The sequence below is a fragment of the Kiloniellales bacterium genome (assembly GCA_030066685.1).
GTDB lineage: Bacteria > Pseudomonadota > Alphaproteobacteria > Kiloniellales > JAKSBE01 > JAKSBE01.
Genome location: JASJBF010000052.1, coordinates 93,447 through 109,027 on the forward strand (window position 1 = coordinate 93,447; position 15,581 = coordinate 109,027).

General features: G+C 69.1%; 16 protein-coding genes. 9 read left to right on the forward strand and 7 right to left on the reverse strand.

What is annotated here, in order from left to right; all coding sequences use genetic code 11:
* The first annotated feature begins 38 nt into the window (after positions 1 to 38).
* The 4 genes from QNJ30_25530 (at position 39) to QNJ30_25545 (ending at position 3,784) form a co-directional block, all read left to right on the forward strand.
* Positions 39 to 629 carry a shikimate kinase gene (locus QNJ30_25530; protein ID MDJ0946824.1) on the forward strand — a complete coding sequence of 197 codons (591 nt, stop codon included), beginning with the start codon at positions 39 to 41 and terminating at the stop codon, positions 627 to 629.
* A complete protein-coding gene (gene aroB / locus QNJ30_25535; GenBank protein MDJ0946825.1) occupies positions 626 to 1,741 on the forward strand; it encodes a 3-dehydroquinate synthase in 1,116 nt (371 codons plus the stop codon). The genes QNJ30_25530 and aroB overlap by 4 nt, the downstream gene beginning before the upstream one ends.
* Positions 1,742 to 1,855: 114 nt before the next feature.
* Positions 1,856 to 3,172 (forward strand): HlyC/CorC family transporter, encoded by a 1,317-nt coding sequence (locus QNJ30_25540; protein ID MDJ0946826.1) that lies wholly within the window; start codon positions 1,856 to 1,858, stop codon positions 3,170 to 3,172.
* A gap of 63 nt (positions 3,173 to 3,235) precedes the next feature.
* Positions 3,236 to 3,784: a DUF2889 domain-containing protein gene (locus tag QNJ30_25545; protein ID MDJ0946827.1), complete on the forward strand. Its 549-nt coding sequence runs from the start codon at positions 3,236 to 3,238 to the stop codon at positions 3,782 to 3,784.
* A gap of 105 nt (positions 3,785 to 3,889) precedes the next feature.
* Here QNJ30_25545 and QNJ30_25550 read toward each other — a convergent pair whose 3' ends face one another.
* On the reverse strand, positions 3,890 to 4,168 hold the full coding sequence (locus QNJ30_25550; protein MDJ0946828.1) for a BolA family protein: 279 nt from the start codon (positions 4,166 to 4,168) through the stop codon (positions 3,890 to 3,892).
* A 142-nt stretch (positions 4,169 to 4,310) separates the two neighbouring features.
* Here QNJ30_25550 and QNJ30_25555 point away from each other — a divergent pair, with 142 nt between their 5' ends.
* The 3 genes from QNJ30_25555 (at position 4,311) to cobT (ending at position 7,845) form a co-directional block, all read left to right on the forward strand.
* Entirely contained in the window at positions 4,311 to 4,862 is a 552-nt protein-coding gene (locus QNJ30_25555) for a DnaJ domain-containing protein (protein ID MDJ0946829.1), read from the forward strand.
* A gap of 84 nt (positions 4,863 to 4,946) precedes the next feature.
* The gene (gene cobS, locus QNJ30_25560) at positions 4,947 to 5,948 is read left to right on the forward strand and encodes a cobaltochelatase subunit CobS (GenBank protein ID MDJ0946830.1); all 1,002 of its coding nucleotides are present in this window, start codon (positions 4,947 to 4,949) and stop codon (positions 5,946 to 5,948) included.
* Between the two features lie 13 nt (positions 5,949 to 5,961).
* Positions 5,962 to 7,845, forward strand: coding sequence for a cobaltochelatase subunit CobT (gene cobT / locus QNJ30_25565; GenBank protein MDJ0946831.1), 1,884 nt, complete (start codon positions 5,962 to 5,964; stop codon positions 7,843 to 7,845).
* A 188-nt stretch (positions 7,846 to 8,033) separates the two neighbouring features.
* Here the strand turns inward: cobT and QNJ30_25570 are convergent, their stop codons facing one another.
* Both QNJ30_25570 and QNJ30_25575 read right to left on the reverse strand, forming a co-directional pair.
* Positions 8,034 to 8,567: a hypothetical protein gene (locus tag QNJ30_25570; protein MDJ0946832.1), complete on the reverse strand. Its 534-nt coding sequence runs from the start codon at positions 8,565 to 8,567 to the stop codon at positions 8,034 to 8,036.
* Positions 8,568 to 8,723: 156 nt separating this feature from the next.
* Complete coding sequence (locus tag QNJ30_25575; protein ID MDJ0946833.1) at positions 8,724 to 9,356, reverse strand: redoxin domain-containing protein; 633 nt, start codon at positions 9,354 to 9,356, stop codon at positions 8,724 to 8,726.
* A 360-nt stretch (positions 9,357 to 9,716) separates the two neighbouring features.
* On the opposite strand from QNJ30_25575, the gene QNJ30_25580 reads away from it, so the two are divergent.
* Positions 9,717 to 10,898 (forward strand): MFS transporter, encoded by a 1,182-nt coding sequence (locus tag QNJ30_25580; protein ID MDJ0946834.1) that lies wholly within the window; start codon positions 9,717 to 9,719, stop codon positions 10,896 to 10,898.
* 371 nt (positions 10,899 to 11,269) lie between these two features.
* Here the strand turns inward: QNJ30_25580 and QNJ30_25585 are convergent, their stop codons facing one another.
* Positions 11,270 to 12,046, reverse strand: a complete 777-nt coding sequence (locus QNJ30_25585; protein ID MDJ0946835.1) for a dienelactone hydrolase family protein — start codon at positions 12,044 to 12,046, stop codon at positions 11,270 to 11,272.
* A gap of 126 nt (positions 12,047 to 12,172) precedes the next feature.
* On the opposite strand from QNJ30_25585, the gene QNJ30_25590 reads away from it, so the two are divergent.
* Positions 12,173 to 13,144, forward strand: coding sequence for an esterase-like activity of phytase family protein (locus tag QNJ30_25590; protein MDJ0946836.1), 972 nt, complete (start codon positions 12,173 to 12,175; stop codon positions 13,142 to 13,144).
* Positions 13,145 to 13,173: 29 nt separating this feature from the next.
* Here QNJ30_25590 and rpmB read toward each other — a convergent pair whose 3' ends face one another.
* The 3 genes from rpmB to QNJ30_25605 all read right to left on the reverse strand — a co-directional run bounded on the left by rpmB (position 13,174) and on the right by QNJ30_25605 (position 15,577).
* Positions 13,174 to 13,485, reverse strand: a complete 312-nt coding sequence (gene rpmB / locus QNJ30_25595) for a 50S ribosomal protein L28 (protein MDJ0946837.1) — start codon at positions 13,483 to 13,485, stop codon at positions 13,174 to 13,176.
* Positions 13,486 to 13,618: 133 nt separating this feature from the next.
* On the reverse strand, positions 13,619 to 14,581 hold the full coding sequence (locus QNJ30_25600; GenBank protein ID MDJ0946838.1) for a hypothetical protein: 963 nt from the start codon (positions 14,579 to 14,581) through the stop codon (positions 13,619 to 13,621).
* 60 nt (positions 14,582 to 14,641) lie between these two features.
* On the reverse strand, positions 14,642 to 15,577 hold the full coding sequence (locus QNJ30_25605) for a hypothetical protein (GenBank protein ID MDJ0946839.1): 936 nt from the start codon (positions 15,575 to 15,577) through the stop codon (positions 14,642 to 14,644).
* Between the last annotated feature and the right edge of the window lie 4 nt (positions 15,578 to 15,581).

The following is a 15,581-nucleotide window of genomic DNA, read 5'->3' on the forward strand; positions in this document are numbered from 1 at the left end:
GCCCGGGCCGGTCTCGCCGCCGCTCGGCGGGCGGCGTGATGCCGGACTCTGGCGACATCCAGAACGACTCGGCGACGGATCGCACGGTCGTGCTGGTCGGGTTGATGGGCGCCGGCAAGTCCTGCATCGGCCGGCGCCTGGCGGCCCGCCTCGGCCTGCCGTTCCGGGATGCGGACGCCGAGATCGAGCGCGCCGCCGGTTGCAGCATCGAGGACATCTTTGAGCTGCACGGCGAGGCCGCCTTCCGGGAGGGCGAAAACCGGGTCATCTGCCGCCTGCTGGCGGGCAACCCGCACGTGCTTGCGACCGGCGGCGGTGCCTTCATGAATCCCGAGACCCGCGCCGCAATCGCCGCGCGGGCGGTCTCGGTCTGGCTGCGCGCCGACCTGGACCTGATGCTGAAGCGTACCGGCCGGCGCAACAACCGGCCCCTGCTCAAGCGCGGCGATCCCCGGAAGATCCTGTCCGACCTTATGGCCCAGCGCTACCCGGTCTACGCCGCCGCCGATCTCGTCGTCGACAGCGTCGATGGCCCGCCCGAGATCACGGTCGAGCGGGTTCTCGCGGCGCTCCGCGCACGCGCGCCGTCGTCGAAGGCCGCCACCAGCGCCGAAGGTGCGGAGGCATGAGCCGGGTCGAGAGCCTGACGGTGGAACTCGGCGCGCGCGCCTACGAGATCCTGGTCGGCGACGGCCTGCTCGCCGAGGCCGGCGCGCGGATCGCCGCGGCCCTGCCCGGGCGCCGGCTGGTTGTGGTCACCGACGAGACGGTCGCCGAGCTGCACCTGCCGACCCTCTCCGGCTCACTCGCCGCCGCCGGACTGGACGGCCCGGCGGTCGTCCTACCGCCGGGCGAGGCGACCAAGGACTTCGGCCATCTGCAGGACCTGACCGAGAGGCTGCTCGACGCCGGGGTGGACCGGAACAGCGTGGTGGTCGCCTTCGGCGGCGGGGTGATCGGCGACCTGGCCGGCCTGGCCGCGGCCCTGACCCTGCGCGGCCTGGACTTCGTGCAGGTCCCGACGACCCTGCTGGCCCAGGTCGACAGCTCGGTCGGCGGCAAGACCGGCATCAACACCCGCCAGGGCAAGAACCTGGTCGGCGCCTTCCACCAGCCGCGCCTGGTGCTGGCCGACATCGCTACGCTCTCGACTCTGCCGAAGCGCGAGCTGCTGGCCGGCTACGCCGAGGTGGTCAAGTACGGCCTGGTCGCCGACCCCGGCTTCTTCGCCTGGCTCGAGGCCGAGGGTGCCGGCCTGGTCGCCGGCGACACCGGCGCCCGGCGCCGCGCGGTCTTGACCGCCTGCGCCGCCAAGGCGGCCATCGTCGCCGACGACGAGCGCGAGCGGGGACGGCGGGCGCTGCTCAACCTCGGCCACACCTTCGGCCATGCCCTGGAGGCCGAGGTCGGCTACGGCGGCGGCCTGCTGCACGGCGAGGCGGTCGCCATCGGCATGGTCCTGGCCTTCGATCTTTCGGTGCGGCTGGGGCTTTGCCCGGCCGAGGACGCCGCCCGGGTCCGGCGCCACCTGGCGTCGCTCGGCCTGCCGACCGGGCTCGAGCGCCTGCCGGAGGCCGCGCGCGACCCGGACAGCCTCCTGCGCCACATGGCGCACGACAAGAAGGTGCAGGACGGACGCATCACCTTCGTCCTGCAGCGCGGCATCGGCCGGGCCTTCCTGGCCCGGGAGGTCGATCCGGCGGCCGTGCGCGAGCTGCTGAGCCACGCCGTGGCGGCATGAGAAGACCGGGGGTGCGCCGACGGCCCATGTCCATTCGGCCTGCGGCATCCGAAGCGATGCCAAGCGAGATTCCACACGTGATCCCATCAACAGCGTAGCTGCGATCCTGAAACCATGGACCAGGGACTCCTTCTCCCGACCCTCGCCATCGTCGTCCTGCTCTTCCTCTCCGCGTTCTTCTCCGGCTCCGAGACCGCCTTGACCGGGTCGTCGCGGGCGCGGATCCACGTGCTGTCCCGCGAGGGCAACCGTCGGGCGCGTCTCGTCGACCGGCTCTGGGAGCGCAAGGACCGACTGATCGGCGCCATCCTACTGGGCAACAACCTGGTCAACATCCTGGCCTCGGCCCTGGCGACCAGCGTGCTGATCCGGCTCTTCGGCGACGCCGGCGTGGCCTACGCGACCCTGGTCATGACCCTGATGGTGCTGATCTTCGCCGAGGTCCTGCCCAAGACCTACGCCATCCACAACGCCGACAAGATGGCCCTGGCGATCGCACCGCCACTGCGACTCGTGGTCGCTCTGCTGGCGCCGGTCACCCAGCTGATTCACCTGATCGTCCGGGGCACCCTCCGGGTCTTCGGCCTGCGCCTCGATCCCGGCATCAGCAACCGCCTGGCCGAAGAAGAGCTGCGCGGCGCCATCGAGCTCTTCGTCGCCGACCAGGAGGAGGTCCGCCAGGAGCGCGCGATGCTGCACTCGATCCTCGACCTCAGCGAGGTCGAGGTCTCCGAGATCATGACCCACCGCAGCAAAGTCGAGACCGTCGATATCGGCCAGAGCCAGTCCAAGATCATGGAGGCCGTGCTGTCCAGCCCGCATACGCGCCTGCCGCTCTGGCGGGACGATCCCGACAACATCGTGGGCGTCCTCCATGCCAAGCAGCTCTTCCGGGCCCTGCACGAGAAGCCGAAGGCGGCCGGCGAGGTCGACGTCGCGGGCATCGCGAGCCCGCCCTGGTTCATTCCCGAGGGCACCAACCTCCTGGCCCAGCTCCAGGCCTTCCGGGCCCGGCGCGAGCACTTCGCGATCGTCGTCGACGAGTACGGCGAGGTCCTGGGCGTGGTCACTCTGGAAGACATCCTGGAGGAGATCGTCGGCGAGATCACCGACGAGTACGATATCCAGATCGAGGGCGTCCGCCCGGCCAAGGACGGCGGGATCGTGGTCGACGGCGACGTCACGATCCGCGACCTGAACCGGCAGTTCGACTGGCAGCTGCCCGACGAGGAGGCCTCGACCATCGCCGGCCTGGTGCTGCACGAAGCCCGGACCATCCCCAACGTCGGCCAGGTCTTCGTGTTCCACCAGAAGCGCTTCGAGGTGCTCGGCCGCAAGCGCAACCAGATCACCTCGATCCGGATCACCCAGCTGGGCCCGCAGCCCGCGAAGGCCACGCCGAAGAAGGACCGCGCGGCCGGGAGCGCTTGACCGCCGAAGGCCGCCGCCTATAGTCGGCGGTTCTTCGCAGTCGCAAAAAACAGCGAGCCCGCCATGCCTCTGCCCCCTCCGGTCGAACGCGAGCAACAGCATTCGCGACAGTACGATTTCCGCGGCTATCGGCGGGCCGACGGCCTCTGGGACGTCGAGGGCCACCTGACCGACACCAAGACCTACGGCTTCGACAACGACCACCGGGGCCGAATCGAGGCCGGCGAGCCGATCCACAACATGTGGATCCGCCTGACCATCGACGAAGAGCTGTTGATCCACGACATCGAGGCGGTGACCGACGACGGGCCCTATGCCATCTGCCCGGCGATCACGCCGAACTTCAAGAAGATCGTCGGCGAGCGGATCGGCGCCGGCTGGCGCCAACGGGTCCGGGCCCGGCTCGGCGGGACCGAAGGCTGCACCCACCTGGTCGAGATGCTGGGCGCCATGGCCACGGTGGCCTTCCAGACCCTCTACCCGACCCTGGCCCGCAAGGCGGCCAAGAACCCCAGCGCGAAGCGCCCGGGCCTGATCGATTCCTGCCACGCCTATGCCAGCGACGGCCCGATCGTCAAGAAAGCCTGGCCGGCCTTCTACACCGGGGAATAGCCGCCCCAGCCGCGTGCGGCCAACAAGACTTCGTTAAGCCGGCTGCGCAGAGAATCGGGGATGTCGCGCGCCCCGAAAGCAGCCATTTCAAACAGGAAGACCGACTCAGCCCGCTTCGGCCTCTTCCGGGGTCAGGGTCTTGAGCTGCAGGGCGTGGACCCGCTCTTCCAGCTCCTCGGCGAGGATCTCGTAGACCAGGCGCTGGCGTGCGACGCGCGACTGGCCCTCGAAGGCGCCCGAGACGACCAGGACGTTGAAGTGGGTCTCGCCGCCCGGCGACCAGCCCGCGTGGCCCTGATGCTTGGCCGAATCGTCGACGATCTCCAAGCGCGTCGGTGCGAGCCGCTGGGTCAGCTTGGTCTCGATTCTCCTGGCCATCTCCATGCCGGTCGTCCCTCCGCGCTCTGCCGTCCTGGCCGCATACCTGGGGATCGGGAGGCCGGCCTGTCAAGCGGGCAGCGCGCAAAGCGCCCGCAGCGGGCCCCGATCCCTTGCCTGCCAAACGGCGCCCAACCATAATCGATCCATGGCCAGGCCGACCCCAGACGCCGTCAACGAGCCCTTCAAGCGCCCCCGGCAGTACGAGCGCGGCTGCGCCCAGCCGGGCTGCGCCGAGGAAGGCCTCTACCCGGCGCCGCTGTCGCGCGACCGGCTGCGCGAGTACAAGTGGTTCTGCCTGGAGCACATCCGCGAGTACAACAAGGCCTGGGACTTCTTCGCCGGCATGAAGGAGGAGGAGATCGAGGCCCAGCGCCGCTTCGATACGGTCTGGAACCGCCCGAGCTGGCGGGTCGGCACGGGGCCCCGCGGCCTGGACGACATCCACGACGGCTTCGGCTTCTTCAACGGCGGCGGCGCGGAGCCGCCGCGGCCGCGGCGCCGGCCGCAGACCGAGGAGGAGCTGGCCCTGGCCGAGCTGGAGCTCCAGCCGCCGGTCGCCTTCGACGAGATCAAGGCGCGCTACATCGAGCTGGTCAAGCGCCTGCACCCGGACGCCAACGGCGGCGACCCGGAGAACGAGGAGCGGCTGAAGCGGATCAACGAGGCCTATGCCAAACTGCGCCGCCTGCATGCGTGAATAGCGGCTCGCCAAGACCGGCCCAAATCCCTACATTCCCCCTGAACGTAGAAGCAAGCGACTCAGTAATCCGACGGAAGATCAATGGCCGCTGATAACGCCACCGCTGCTCCCATCGACAGCATGGGTGCGCCCGATATACAGGTCTCGGTGCGCCAGACCTTCGGCATCGACAGCGACATGGAGGTGCCGGCCTACAGCCAGGCCGAGGAGCACGTCCCAAACATCGACGAAGCCTACCGCTTCGACCGCGACACCACGCTCGCGATCCTGGCCGGCTTCGCCCACAACCGGCGGGTCATGATCCAGGGCTACCACGGCACCGGCAAGTCAACCCACATCGAGCAGGTCGCGGCACGCCTGAACTGGCCCTGCATCCGGATCAACCTGGACAGCCACATCAGCCGCATCGACCTGATCGGCAAGGACGCCATTGTCCTGCAGGACGGCAAGCAGATCACCGAGTTCCGCGAGGGCCTGCTGCCCTGGGCGCTGCAGCACCCGGTCGCCCTGGTCTTCGACGAGTACGACGCCGGCCGTCCGGACGTGATGTTCGTGATCCAGCGCCTGCTGGAGGTCGAGGGCAAGCTGACCCTCCTGGACCAGAACCGTGTGATCCGCCCGCACGACGCCTTCCGCCTCTTCTCGACGGCCAACACCGTCGGGCTGGGCGACACAACGGGCCTCTACCACGGCACCCAGCAGATCAACCAGGGCCAGATGGACCGCTGGAACATCGTCGCGACCCTGAACTACCTGCCGCACGACGAGGAGGTCGCGATCGTCCTGGCCAAGACCCCGGCCTACGACACCACCGAGGGCCGCAAGACCATCGCGGCCATGGTCGCCCTGGCCGAGCTGACCCGCAGTGGCTTCATTAACGGCGACCTCTCCACGGTGATGAGCCCGCGCACGGTGATCACCTGGGCCGAGAACGCCGAGATCTTCAAGGACATCGGCTATGCCTTCCGCGTGACCTTCGTCAACAAGTGCGACGAGGTCGAGCGCTCGGTCGTCGCCGAGTACTACCAGCGCTGCTTCGGGACCGAGCTGGCCGACGAAGGGGCCAAGGCCCTTCTGGTCTAGGGGAGCCTGCGCGATGTCGGACCTCGGATCGCGCGACGAATCGCCGCTGGAGCGCTTCAAGCGCATCACCGGCGCGACTCTGCGCGCGATCGCCGAAGAGCAGGAAGTCGCGGTCAGCTTCGCGCCCAGCGGCCAGGGCCTGATCGGCAAGGAGGCGCGCCTGACCGCGCCGGGCCGCGACCTGCCCAGCGAGGACAAGTCGCTGGCCCGCGGCGAGGCCGACGCCATCGCCCTGCGCCTGCGCTACCACGACGAAGGCCGGCACGCCAGACGGCGCCCGGGCGCCCAGGTCGCCCGCGAGATCTACGACGCGGTCGAGCAGGCGCGCTGCGAGGCCCTGGGCATGCGCCGCATGGCCGGGGTCGGCGTGAACCTCGATGCCGCGACGGAGACCGACTACCGCAAGCGAGGCCTGGCGCGGGCCACGACCCAGGACGAGGCGCCGCTGTCCGAGGTCCTGCACATGCTCGCCCGCGAGGCCATGACCGGCATCGCGCCGCCGCCGGCCGCCCGGCAAATGATCGACTGCTGGCGGTCGAGCTTCGACGCCCGGGTGCTGGAGGCGCTGAGCAATCTCAATAGCCTGGCCGACGACCAGGAGGCCTTCGCCGAGGAGGTGCGCCGCCTGCTCGGCCACCTCAATGTCGACCTGGGCAGCGAGGAGGAGAGCGGCGGCGAGGAGCAGACCGAGGGCGAGGACCAGCAGGGCCAAAGCGAGTCGGCGGAGGAGAGCAGCGAGGGCGGCGAGCAGGACAGCGGCGAGACCCTGGCCATGCTGGAAGGCGAGCGCGGCGACAGCAGCGAGGCCGAGAGCCTTGACGACGCCAGCGCCGAGCTGGACAGCGAGATGATGCCCGGCGCCGGCGAGGACGAGCCCGGTGACCCCGGCCGGCCGCCGCACTTCGACGACGGCCAGAACCACCCCAACGCCGAGGCCTACGGCTTCTACACCGCACAGTTCGACGAGATCGTGGGCGCCGAGGAGCTCTGCGACGCCGACGAGCTGGCCCGGCTGCGCAAGATGCTGGACCAGCAGCTTTCCCACCTGCAGGGCGTGATCGCGCGCCTGGCCAACCGCCTGCAGCGCCGCCTGCTCGCCAAGCAGACCCGGGCCTGGGAGTTTAACCTTGAGGAAGGCCTGCTGGACACCGCCCGCCTGGCGCGGGTCGTGGCCAACCCCATGCACTCCCTGTCCTACAAGCGCGAGCTGGAGACCGAGTTCCGCGACACCGTGGTCAGCCTGTTGATCGACAACTCCGGCTCGATGCGCGGGCGGCCGATCACCGTCGCTGCGATGAGCGCCGACATCCTGGCCCGGACCCTGGAGCGCTGCGGCGTCAAGGTCGAGATCCTGGGCTTCACCACCCGAATGTGGAAGGGCGGCCAGTCGCGCGAGAATTGGATCGCCGCCGGCAAGCCGCCCAACCCCGGCCGCCTCAACGACCTGCGCCACATCGTCTACAAGCCGGCCGACGCGCCCTGGCGCCGCGCCCGCAAGAACCTGGGCCTGATGCTGCGCGAGGGCATCCTCAAGGAGAACATCGACGGCGAGGCCCTGCTCTGGGCCCACGCCCGCCTGCTCGGCCGGCCCGAGCAGCGCCGGGTCCTGATGGTCATCTCCGACGGCGCCCCGGTCGACGATTCGACCCTCTCGGTCAACCCCGGCAATTACCTGGAGCGGCACCTGCGCGAGGTCATCGACTACATCGAGACCCGCTCGCCAGTGCAGCTGGTCGCCATCGGCATCGGCCACGACGTCACCCGCTACTACCGCCGCGCCGTCACCATCGTCGACGCCGAGCAGCTCGGCGGCACTATGATGGAGAAGCTGGCCGAGCTCTTCGAGGAAGGATCGCCCGGCGCCCTCCCCCGCCGTCCGGGCCGCCGCGTGGCCTAGAGCGGGATGATTTGAAGTCGATTGGACTTCAAATCTGAATCCCGCTCTATTTCAACAGTTTAGAGCACGATTCAGATATGAGGTTGGTTCAACCTCATATCATCGTGCTCTAGGACCATCTCGCCTCAGCGGGCGGGTCACGCCTCGCCGGCGCCCGAGTACCGGATCAGGCGGTCTCGTAGCCGTGCCTAGGACTCGAAATAGATCCCGGGCGTCCTGCTCAGAATCCCCAAGAGCGTCAACACGATCACCGTCAAGGAAACCGAGAGATGAGAGAGCGCTTCCGCCGGTGTGCCGAGGCCGCGACACCCGGCAAGGTCGACTGCACGTCGCCTGAGCCTCGCCCCCCAGGAGGAGAAGATGGCGAACACGATAACAATAACGAAGAGAATGCCATCGCCCGCAATGAAGAAGACAAATCCGTCAAGCCACACGGCTAATGCTTTGCATTCAATCCCGAAATGGCACAGCAGTACGGTCGCCGAAAACCACAGCGTCGCGAACCACACGCCCCACCATATGTGCATGTATTCCGGATGATCCCCCCTTTGGCTGAACCCCGTCCACAGCCCGAAGGGAACCGAAATCAGCATGCCCAGCCCCAGATACCAGTAGAACGCGCCCACTTCCGAAGCCGGCAGCGTGGCCAAGTAAAAAAAGAGGTGCAGTCCCGAGCCAGCCAGCACCAAGGCGTAGGGCAGAAGCTTGTTGAGAAGTCTCATCTCAGGATCCGGAACTTGACCATCCGGAATCTCCTGCCCGGGCAAGCGGCGCCTGGTCTCACGATAACCGACCGGCCGGTCGCCCGGTAAGGGCGGAACGAGTGCTGAGGCTGAGAACCAGAAATCTCATGACAGGCAAACGACGGCCCGCGGCCCTCACTCGTCGAGCAGACGGGGAATCATCGGCAGGAGCTCGGCGTAAAGATCGTGCCTGGGACGGTGGCCAGTGCTGTCCGCCCGCAGGACGGAGTCGCTGTCCAGGAGCTGGAACCCGGGGATCATGCGATGGCTCGCCCGGCCGCGCAGGTCCCGCGCGCTGAAGACGACGTAGACGTTGGGTTCCCGGTCGAAGCCGAAGTGTTCGGCCCAGATCCGTGCGTCCTCGGCGTCGGGCGCTTCCATGAAGAGGTCGTAGAGCAGCAGATGAACCAGCACCAGATCGCTGTAGTCGACGGTCAAGCCGTCGAGGCGCTCGTGGATGTAGTCCTCGATGGACTCCAGGCCGGGCTGCGGGCGGATGCCCGCGAAGGCGCCGCGACGGTGTGCGCCCGCAAAGGCGTTGCAGGCTTCGCAGTTCATCCCGACCGGCTCGACCAGGACGACCTTGCCCTTGAAGTCCGAAAGCCGGATCTTGCGCCCGTCGTAGTTCGTCAGCTCGAGATCTGGATAAGCTTCACCGAGCCGCGGCGGCCAGTCGACGCCCGGACCCGCCGAGCCGGCGGCCAAGTCGTCGCATCCGCCGAGAGCCGGCAAAAGCAACAGCAAGGGTACCGCGACGAAAGACGCCATTCGCCTTCGCAGCAACGTCATGACATTTGTCGCAAATCCGTTCCTAGATTCCATCATGCCGGCAACAGGATGACGAACTGGTCAGCGGGATGGCCAGACTCGACCGATCGGATTAAGAATCTGCTTACCGCCCTTCTTGTGTGGGCGCTCGGGCTCGCCCGAAGCCTTCACCGAGACCCGGGTTCAGACCTTCATTGGCTGTCCCCCGCCACGCCGCCGAGGTTCCTTTGCCGCCAAGCTGATCTGCCGCCCGCCGGCCGTCCAAGCCGAGACTTCCTTTTGATTGAAGCCGGCAGCGCCGGTTGCTAGAGCGGCAGGGCGGTCCGGCCGGGGACCGCGCCCCGGGGACCCTGCGCCACCATGCGCCTGACGCCGCTGCACCGCAACCTGATCGCCATCATGGTCACCATGGCCGCGGCGACCCTGACCTACAGCCTCTCGACGCCGCTCCTGAGCCTGATCCTCGACCGGCAGGGGGTCAGTGGCACCCTGATCGGGCTCAGCACGGCGAGCCAGGCGGTCGCGATCTTCGCCATCGCGCCCTTCGCCCCGGCCCTGCTGCGCCGCCTGGGCCCGGCCCGGCTGATGCTCGCCGCCATCGCCCTGCAGCTGCTGTTCTTCCTGCTGCTGCCGGTCTTCCCCAACGTCTACGCCTGGTTTCCCCTGCGCTTCGTGATCGGCGCCGGGGCCAGCGTCATGTGGGTGGCGAGCGAGGCCTGGGTCAACACGGTGGTCGAGGAACGGATCCGCGGCCGGGTGTTGGCCCTGTACAGCGCCGCGGTCACTGGCGGCTACGCCCTGGGCCCCCTGGTCCTGCTGGCGACCGGGAGCGAGGGCTGGGCGCCCTTCCTGGCCGGGGCGGCGATCTTCCTCTGCGCCGGGCTGGCGACCCTGTTCGGCGCCGGCGTCGCGCCCAGCCTCGACGGCAAGCCCTCGGCGCCGCTGCTCGCCTACCTCTACCTGGCCCCGCTGGCCATGCTGAGCTGCGCGGTGGTGGCCGCCAGCGACGGCGTGCTGGCCGCCTTCCTGCCGCTCTACGGCCTGGCCCAGGGCCTGAGCCAGGACCAGGGCCTGCTGCTCCTGACCCTGCTCGGCCTCGGCGGCGTCGCGCTGGAGTACCCCTTCGGCTGGCTGGCCGACCGGATGGACCGACGGTTGCTGTCCCTGCTGCTCAGCCTGGGGCTTCTGGCCGGCTGCCTCGCCTTCCCCTTCCTGGTGCCGATCCCCGGGGTCAACTGGGTCTTCATCTTCGTCTTCGGCGGCTGCCTGGGGGCCCTTTACACCCTGGGCAACGTCCTCATGGGCGAGCGATTCCGGGGCGGCGACCTGGCCGCCGCCAGCACGCTCTTCGCCACCATGTGGAACGTCGGCGCCCTGGTCGGGCCGCCCCTGGGCGGCCTGGGCCGGGACCTCTCGCCCGACCTCGGCCTGCCCGGCGCCCTGACCCTGGTCTTCGCCCTGTTTCTTGCGGTCCCCCTGGTCACATACCTGAAGCATCGCAAGAGCCAATCTCGAGATCCGGCCGACCTCGGCAAACCCTGACTACGAATAGGGTCTTTTGATGTAGGTCAATGATGCCTGCGGCGCGGCAGGCGCAGGCTGGAGGCTCGAATTCCAAGCTGGAGGTCCGAGCCGATGCTCTTCGACGAGACCTTGTTCTTGACCGGTGTCCTGAGCGCCTTCACGATCTTCGCCCTCGTCCTGGCCTGGGTGTCGGTTGAAGACGCCCGCTACCGCAAGCGCAAAGGCTGACCGCGGCGCGGGACAACGGTTTTACGGGACGGTCGCTGCGGCGTCCGCACCGGCAGGCTCTTCCGTCTGGGTGACGCTGGAGCCGATGCGGGGGAGAGGCAGCCCGCGCTTCCCAGCTTTCTGGGCTGCCTCGCCTTCCCCATTGGGCGCGGTGCCGCGCCTCAGCCTTGAAGATTGGCCGTGAAGAAGGCCAGGGTTCGCTCCCAGGCGAGCTTGGCATCAGCCTCGTCGTAGCGCGCGCTGGTCGGATTGGCGAAGGCGTGGTCGGCCTCGTACCAATGGTTGGTGGCGGTCTTGCCCGCCGCCTTCATGGCCGCCTCGAAACCGCTGACCATCTCCTCGTTGATCCACTTGTCGCGGGTCGCGAAGTGCCCCAGAACCGGGCCCTCCAGGGCCTTGAGCTCCTCGGCCGTGCGATTGACCCGGCCGTAGTAGACCACGGTGGCGTCGACCGGCGTGGCGATCCCGGCGTTGAGCGACCAGCCGCCGCCGAAGCACCAGCCGACGGTCCCGACCTTGCCGCTGCCCTTGTCGTTGCCCTTGAGCCAGGCGACCCAGGAGACCAGGGTGTCGACCGCCTCCTCCGCGACGACGCCCTGCATGTAGGCCCGGGCCTGCTCGCGTTCGCCCGGTCCGGCGACCTTGCCGTCGTAGAGATCCACGGCGAGGGCCAGGTAGCCCTGGCCGGCGAGCTCGGCCGCGACCGCCTTGATCTGGTCGTTCAGGCCCCACCATTCGTGGATCAGCACCAGGGTCGGGGCCGGCGTGCTGGCCGGCAGGGCGAGCGCGGCCTTGACCGCCTTGCCGCCCTGAGTGGTGAGCTCGACCTCCTGTAGGCCGGCCGCGGCCGCCCGCGCCAGGCGCGGGTCGGCGAGGACGGCGGCCAGGGGCAGGCTGGCGAGGGACGTGACGACCTGGCGTCGGGCGAGTTGTGTCATGGGGGGACTCCTCCCTTGCAAGTGGTTTCATCGAGTATGCCGCAAAGCCAAGCGCCGCGGGAGGCGCTTCACGAAAGGCTTTGCCTCTGCTACCAAGCGGACAGCCTCATTCACTGCGCCGGCGCCATGATCCTCCGAATCTTTCTGCTGCTCTGCCTGCTGGCCCCGGTGCTGTCGGGCCGGCCGGTGCCGGCCGAGCCCCTGGCCCTCACGGTTTCGCGGCTGCCGCTGAACCCCGAGGCGCCGCGCCAGACGACGGTCGGCACCCTGGCCTGGCGGGGCAGTCTCGAGATCAGCGCCGAGGACCCGAGCTTCGGCGGCCTTTCCGGCCTGCTGCTCGAGCCCGGGGGCGACCGGCTCCTCGCTGTCTCCGACACCGGCCGCTGGGTCTCGGCCGGCATCCGCCTGGACGACGAGGGCTTCCTGATCGGCCTGGAGGCGGCCGAGACTGGCAGGCTGCGCGACGGCGACAACCGGCCGCTGGCCAGCAAGCGTGCCGGCGACGCCGAGGCCCTGGCTCGCCTGGCCGACGGCACCACCCTGGTCGCCTTCGAGCAGGCCCACAGGATCTGGCGCTATCCGGCCGGCACGCTCAGCCGCCCGGCGCAGTCCTTTCCGGCGCCGCCGGGGCTCGACCGTCTGGACGGCAACAGCGGCCTGGAGGCCGTGACGGCGCTGCCCCGCGGCCGGCTGCTCGCCCTGGCAGAGGACAGCGGCGAAGACGAGGTGCTGCTCGGCTTTGTCTGGCAGGACGGCGCCTGGGCCGAGGTTGCCCTGGTCCGCGACCGGCCCTTCCAGCCGACCGGAGCCACCACCCTGCCGTCGGGCGACGTGCTGGTCCTGGAGCGGCGCTACAGCGTTCTGGGCGGGCTGGGAATCAAGATCCGGCGGCTGAGACTGGCGGCGATCAAGCCCGGCGCCACTCTGAAAGGCGAGGTCCTGGCCGAGCTGCGCCCGCCCCTGGTCTACGACAACATGGAAGGCATCGCCGCCCGGGCCGAGCCCGGCGGGGGTGTGCGGATCTACCTGGTGGCGGACGACAACTTCAACGCGGTCCAGCGAACCGTGCTGATGAGCTTTCTCCTGGAAGACGGCTAGTTCCCGGCCCGTGGCGGCCGGGTCGTGGGTCACCCGGCGGCCGGCGCGGCGGCCTCGACCTTCGCGGTGGCTTTCTGGATCCGGCGCTTCAGGCGCCGAGCCTCTTCGCCCAGCTTGGCGTTGGCCGTCGACAGCAGGAAGGCGTCCAGGCCGCCGTTGTGCTCGATCGTCCGGATCGCCCGGGTCGAGAGCCGCAGGCGCACCATCTCGCCCAGGGAATCGCTGTAGAGCGAGGTCCGCTGCAGGTTGGGCAGGAAGCGGCGCCGGGTCTTGTTGTGGGCGTGGCTGACATTGTTACCGGTCTGAACACCCTTGCCGGTGAAGGCGCAGCGGCGGGCCATGGCTGAAATCCCAAGCTTTCTCTAGAAAACGCCCGGGCGCCCCGGAAGGCGCCCGTTTCGGCCGCGTTTTGTAGGGCAGCCGGACCATCCGGTCAAGGCCGGAAGGCAGGCTGAAACGCCGTGTCCTGGGATGCTAGTGTGGTGGTTCCGGAGACAGCCGAGCAAGCTCTTGGGCCAGGGCCTCCATGACCGGAACGAGGTCTTTCCCTCGACGCGCGTGTCGGGCGGAACTGGCACAGGAAGCCAGCAGGTCTCGGGCGTCTGACCCGCTCCCCTCCAGCGCGACCGTATAGATGACCATGCCTTGCCGCTTCATGGCCTTGCAGGCCCCAGCGAACTGCGCGTCGGCATCCGCGATGCCGATGTTGTCGAGCGCGCACTGGGGCGAGTTCCGGCCGTCCGTCACGATGACCACGACCTTGCGGGATCGGTCGTCCCCCTGGACCTCGCCCGGGGCCTCCGTATCCCCGTGCCATGCCCGCCACCACCGTGGTGACAGCGCACGCCAGGCCCAAACCGTTGCCAGGTCGACGCGGCTACAGCGTTTGGCAAAGGACAGCTGCCGGAGCCGTCTCGGCAGGGTCAGGAGCCACCGGGTCGGGCCGATCACGGCGTTGGGCGGACAGACCAGCTTCTTCAGGCGCTCCGGCCCTTGCGCCCAGTTGAAGTGCCGCAGCCGACCGGCCGCTAGGGGCCTATCGCCGCCGCCCAGCGTCCCCGCCCGCCCTTGCGGGCAAAGATACAGCCAGTCGGGTGGCGGCTGCGTGAAGAACTCTTCCCGGCCGCGCAGGTTGACCCGTCCGGCGAAGGGAATCACCGACAGCCAGAGCTGGTCGTCGGACCCGAAGAGGATCTCCAGCGGGGAATTGCCGCGCCCAGCTCTCAGGATTTCGACAAAGCGGGCGGAGGCTTCCCGCAAGGCTGCGTCCTTGCCGCCGATCCGCATGGACCCCGAGTTGTCGAGGACGAGCGCAACCTCGAGGCCGCGCGGCGGATCGGGGACCCGACCGCAGGTGCCGAGCGCAAAGCAGGACAAGACGGCGAGAAAGCAGGCGAAGACGATCAGAAGTACCGCCGAAAGGGCTCTCGGTGCCATGCGCCTCCTCAGCAGCGATGATCTCGGCGTCCGTGGCGGCTGGCTCGGCGCAAGGGCCGGTCAGGAGCTTGGCCGAAGGGCTGCGACCTCTCCGGCGAGTCGCTCGAAGAGGGCGATCAGGGCCTCACCGTCCGCGGCGTGATGCGCGCGACCGGAGGGGCCGGCGCAGCGGTCCAGCGTGTCCCACGGGCCCTCGAAGGTCCTGCCGAGATAGATGGTGTAGACCCGAATTCCCTGCCGCCGCATTTCCGCGCAGGCCGCCAGGAACTGCGCGTCGGCCTCCTTCCAGGTGAGCCGGTCCATGGCGCAGCTGGGCGTGTTGGCGCCGTCGGTCAGGAGGATCACGGCCTTGGCCGAGGGCCGAGACGGCACGGCCTCGGCCGCCGGATCGCCGTGCCAGGCCAGCCACCAGCGCGGCGACACGGCGCGCCAGCCCCAGATCGTCGCCAGGTCGAAGCGGGTGCAGCCGCCCCTGGCCTCGAGGCCCGAGACCGCGTCCTTCACCTCCCCCAGCCGGCGGGTCGGACCGACCATCGCCGCCGCCGGGCAAACGCGCTTGATCGGATAGCTCCTGCTGCTGAAGCGACCGATCGTCGGGTTGGGCAGCCTGCCGAGGGATAGCGGCGAATCGTCCTGTCCCAAGGCCCCTTTCCGCGGGTTCGGGCAGGCGAGCTGCGGATTGACCGGCTCCTTGTCGAAGAATTCCGGATGGGCCCTGAGGTTGACCCGGCCGCTGTAGGGAAGCAACGACAGCCAGAGCTCATCCGCGCGCGCGTCCGGGCGGCTCCGGGTCCAGCGCGCTTCCAAGACCTCGAGGAAGCGGGACGCGCCGGCCGTCAGGCCATCGAGCCGGCCGTCGACCGACATCGAGCCCGAGGTGTCGAGGACCAGGGCGACCTCAAGGCCCTGCGGCGGCTCGGGCGCGGAATCGCAGGAGGCGATGGCGAGGCCCCCAAGCAGCCAGAAGACGCCGGATCGCAGCTTTATCCGAAGCATGGCT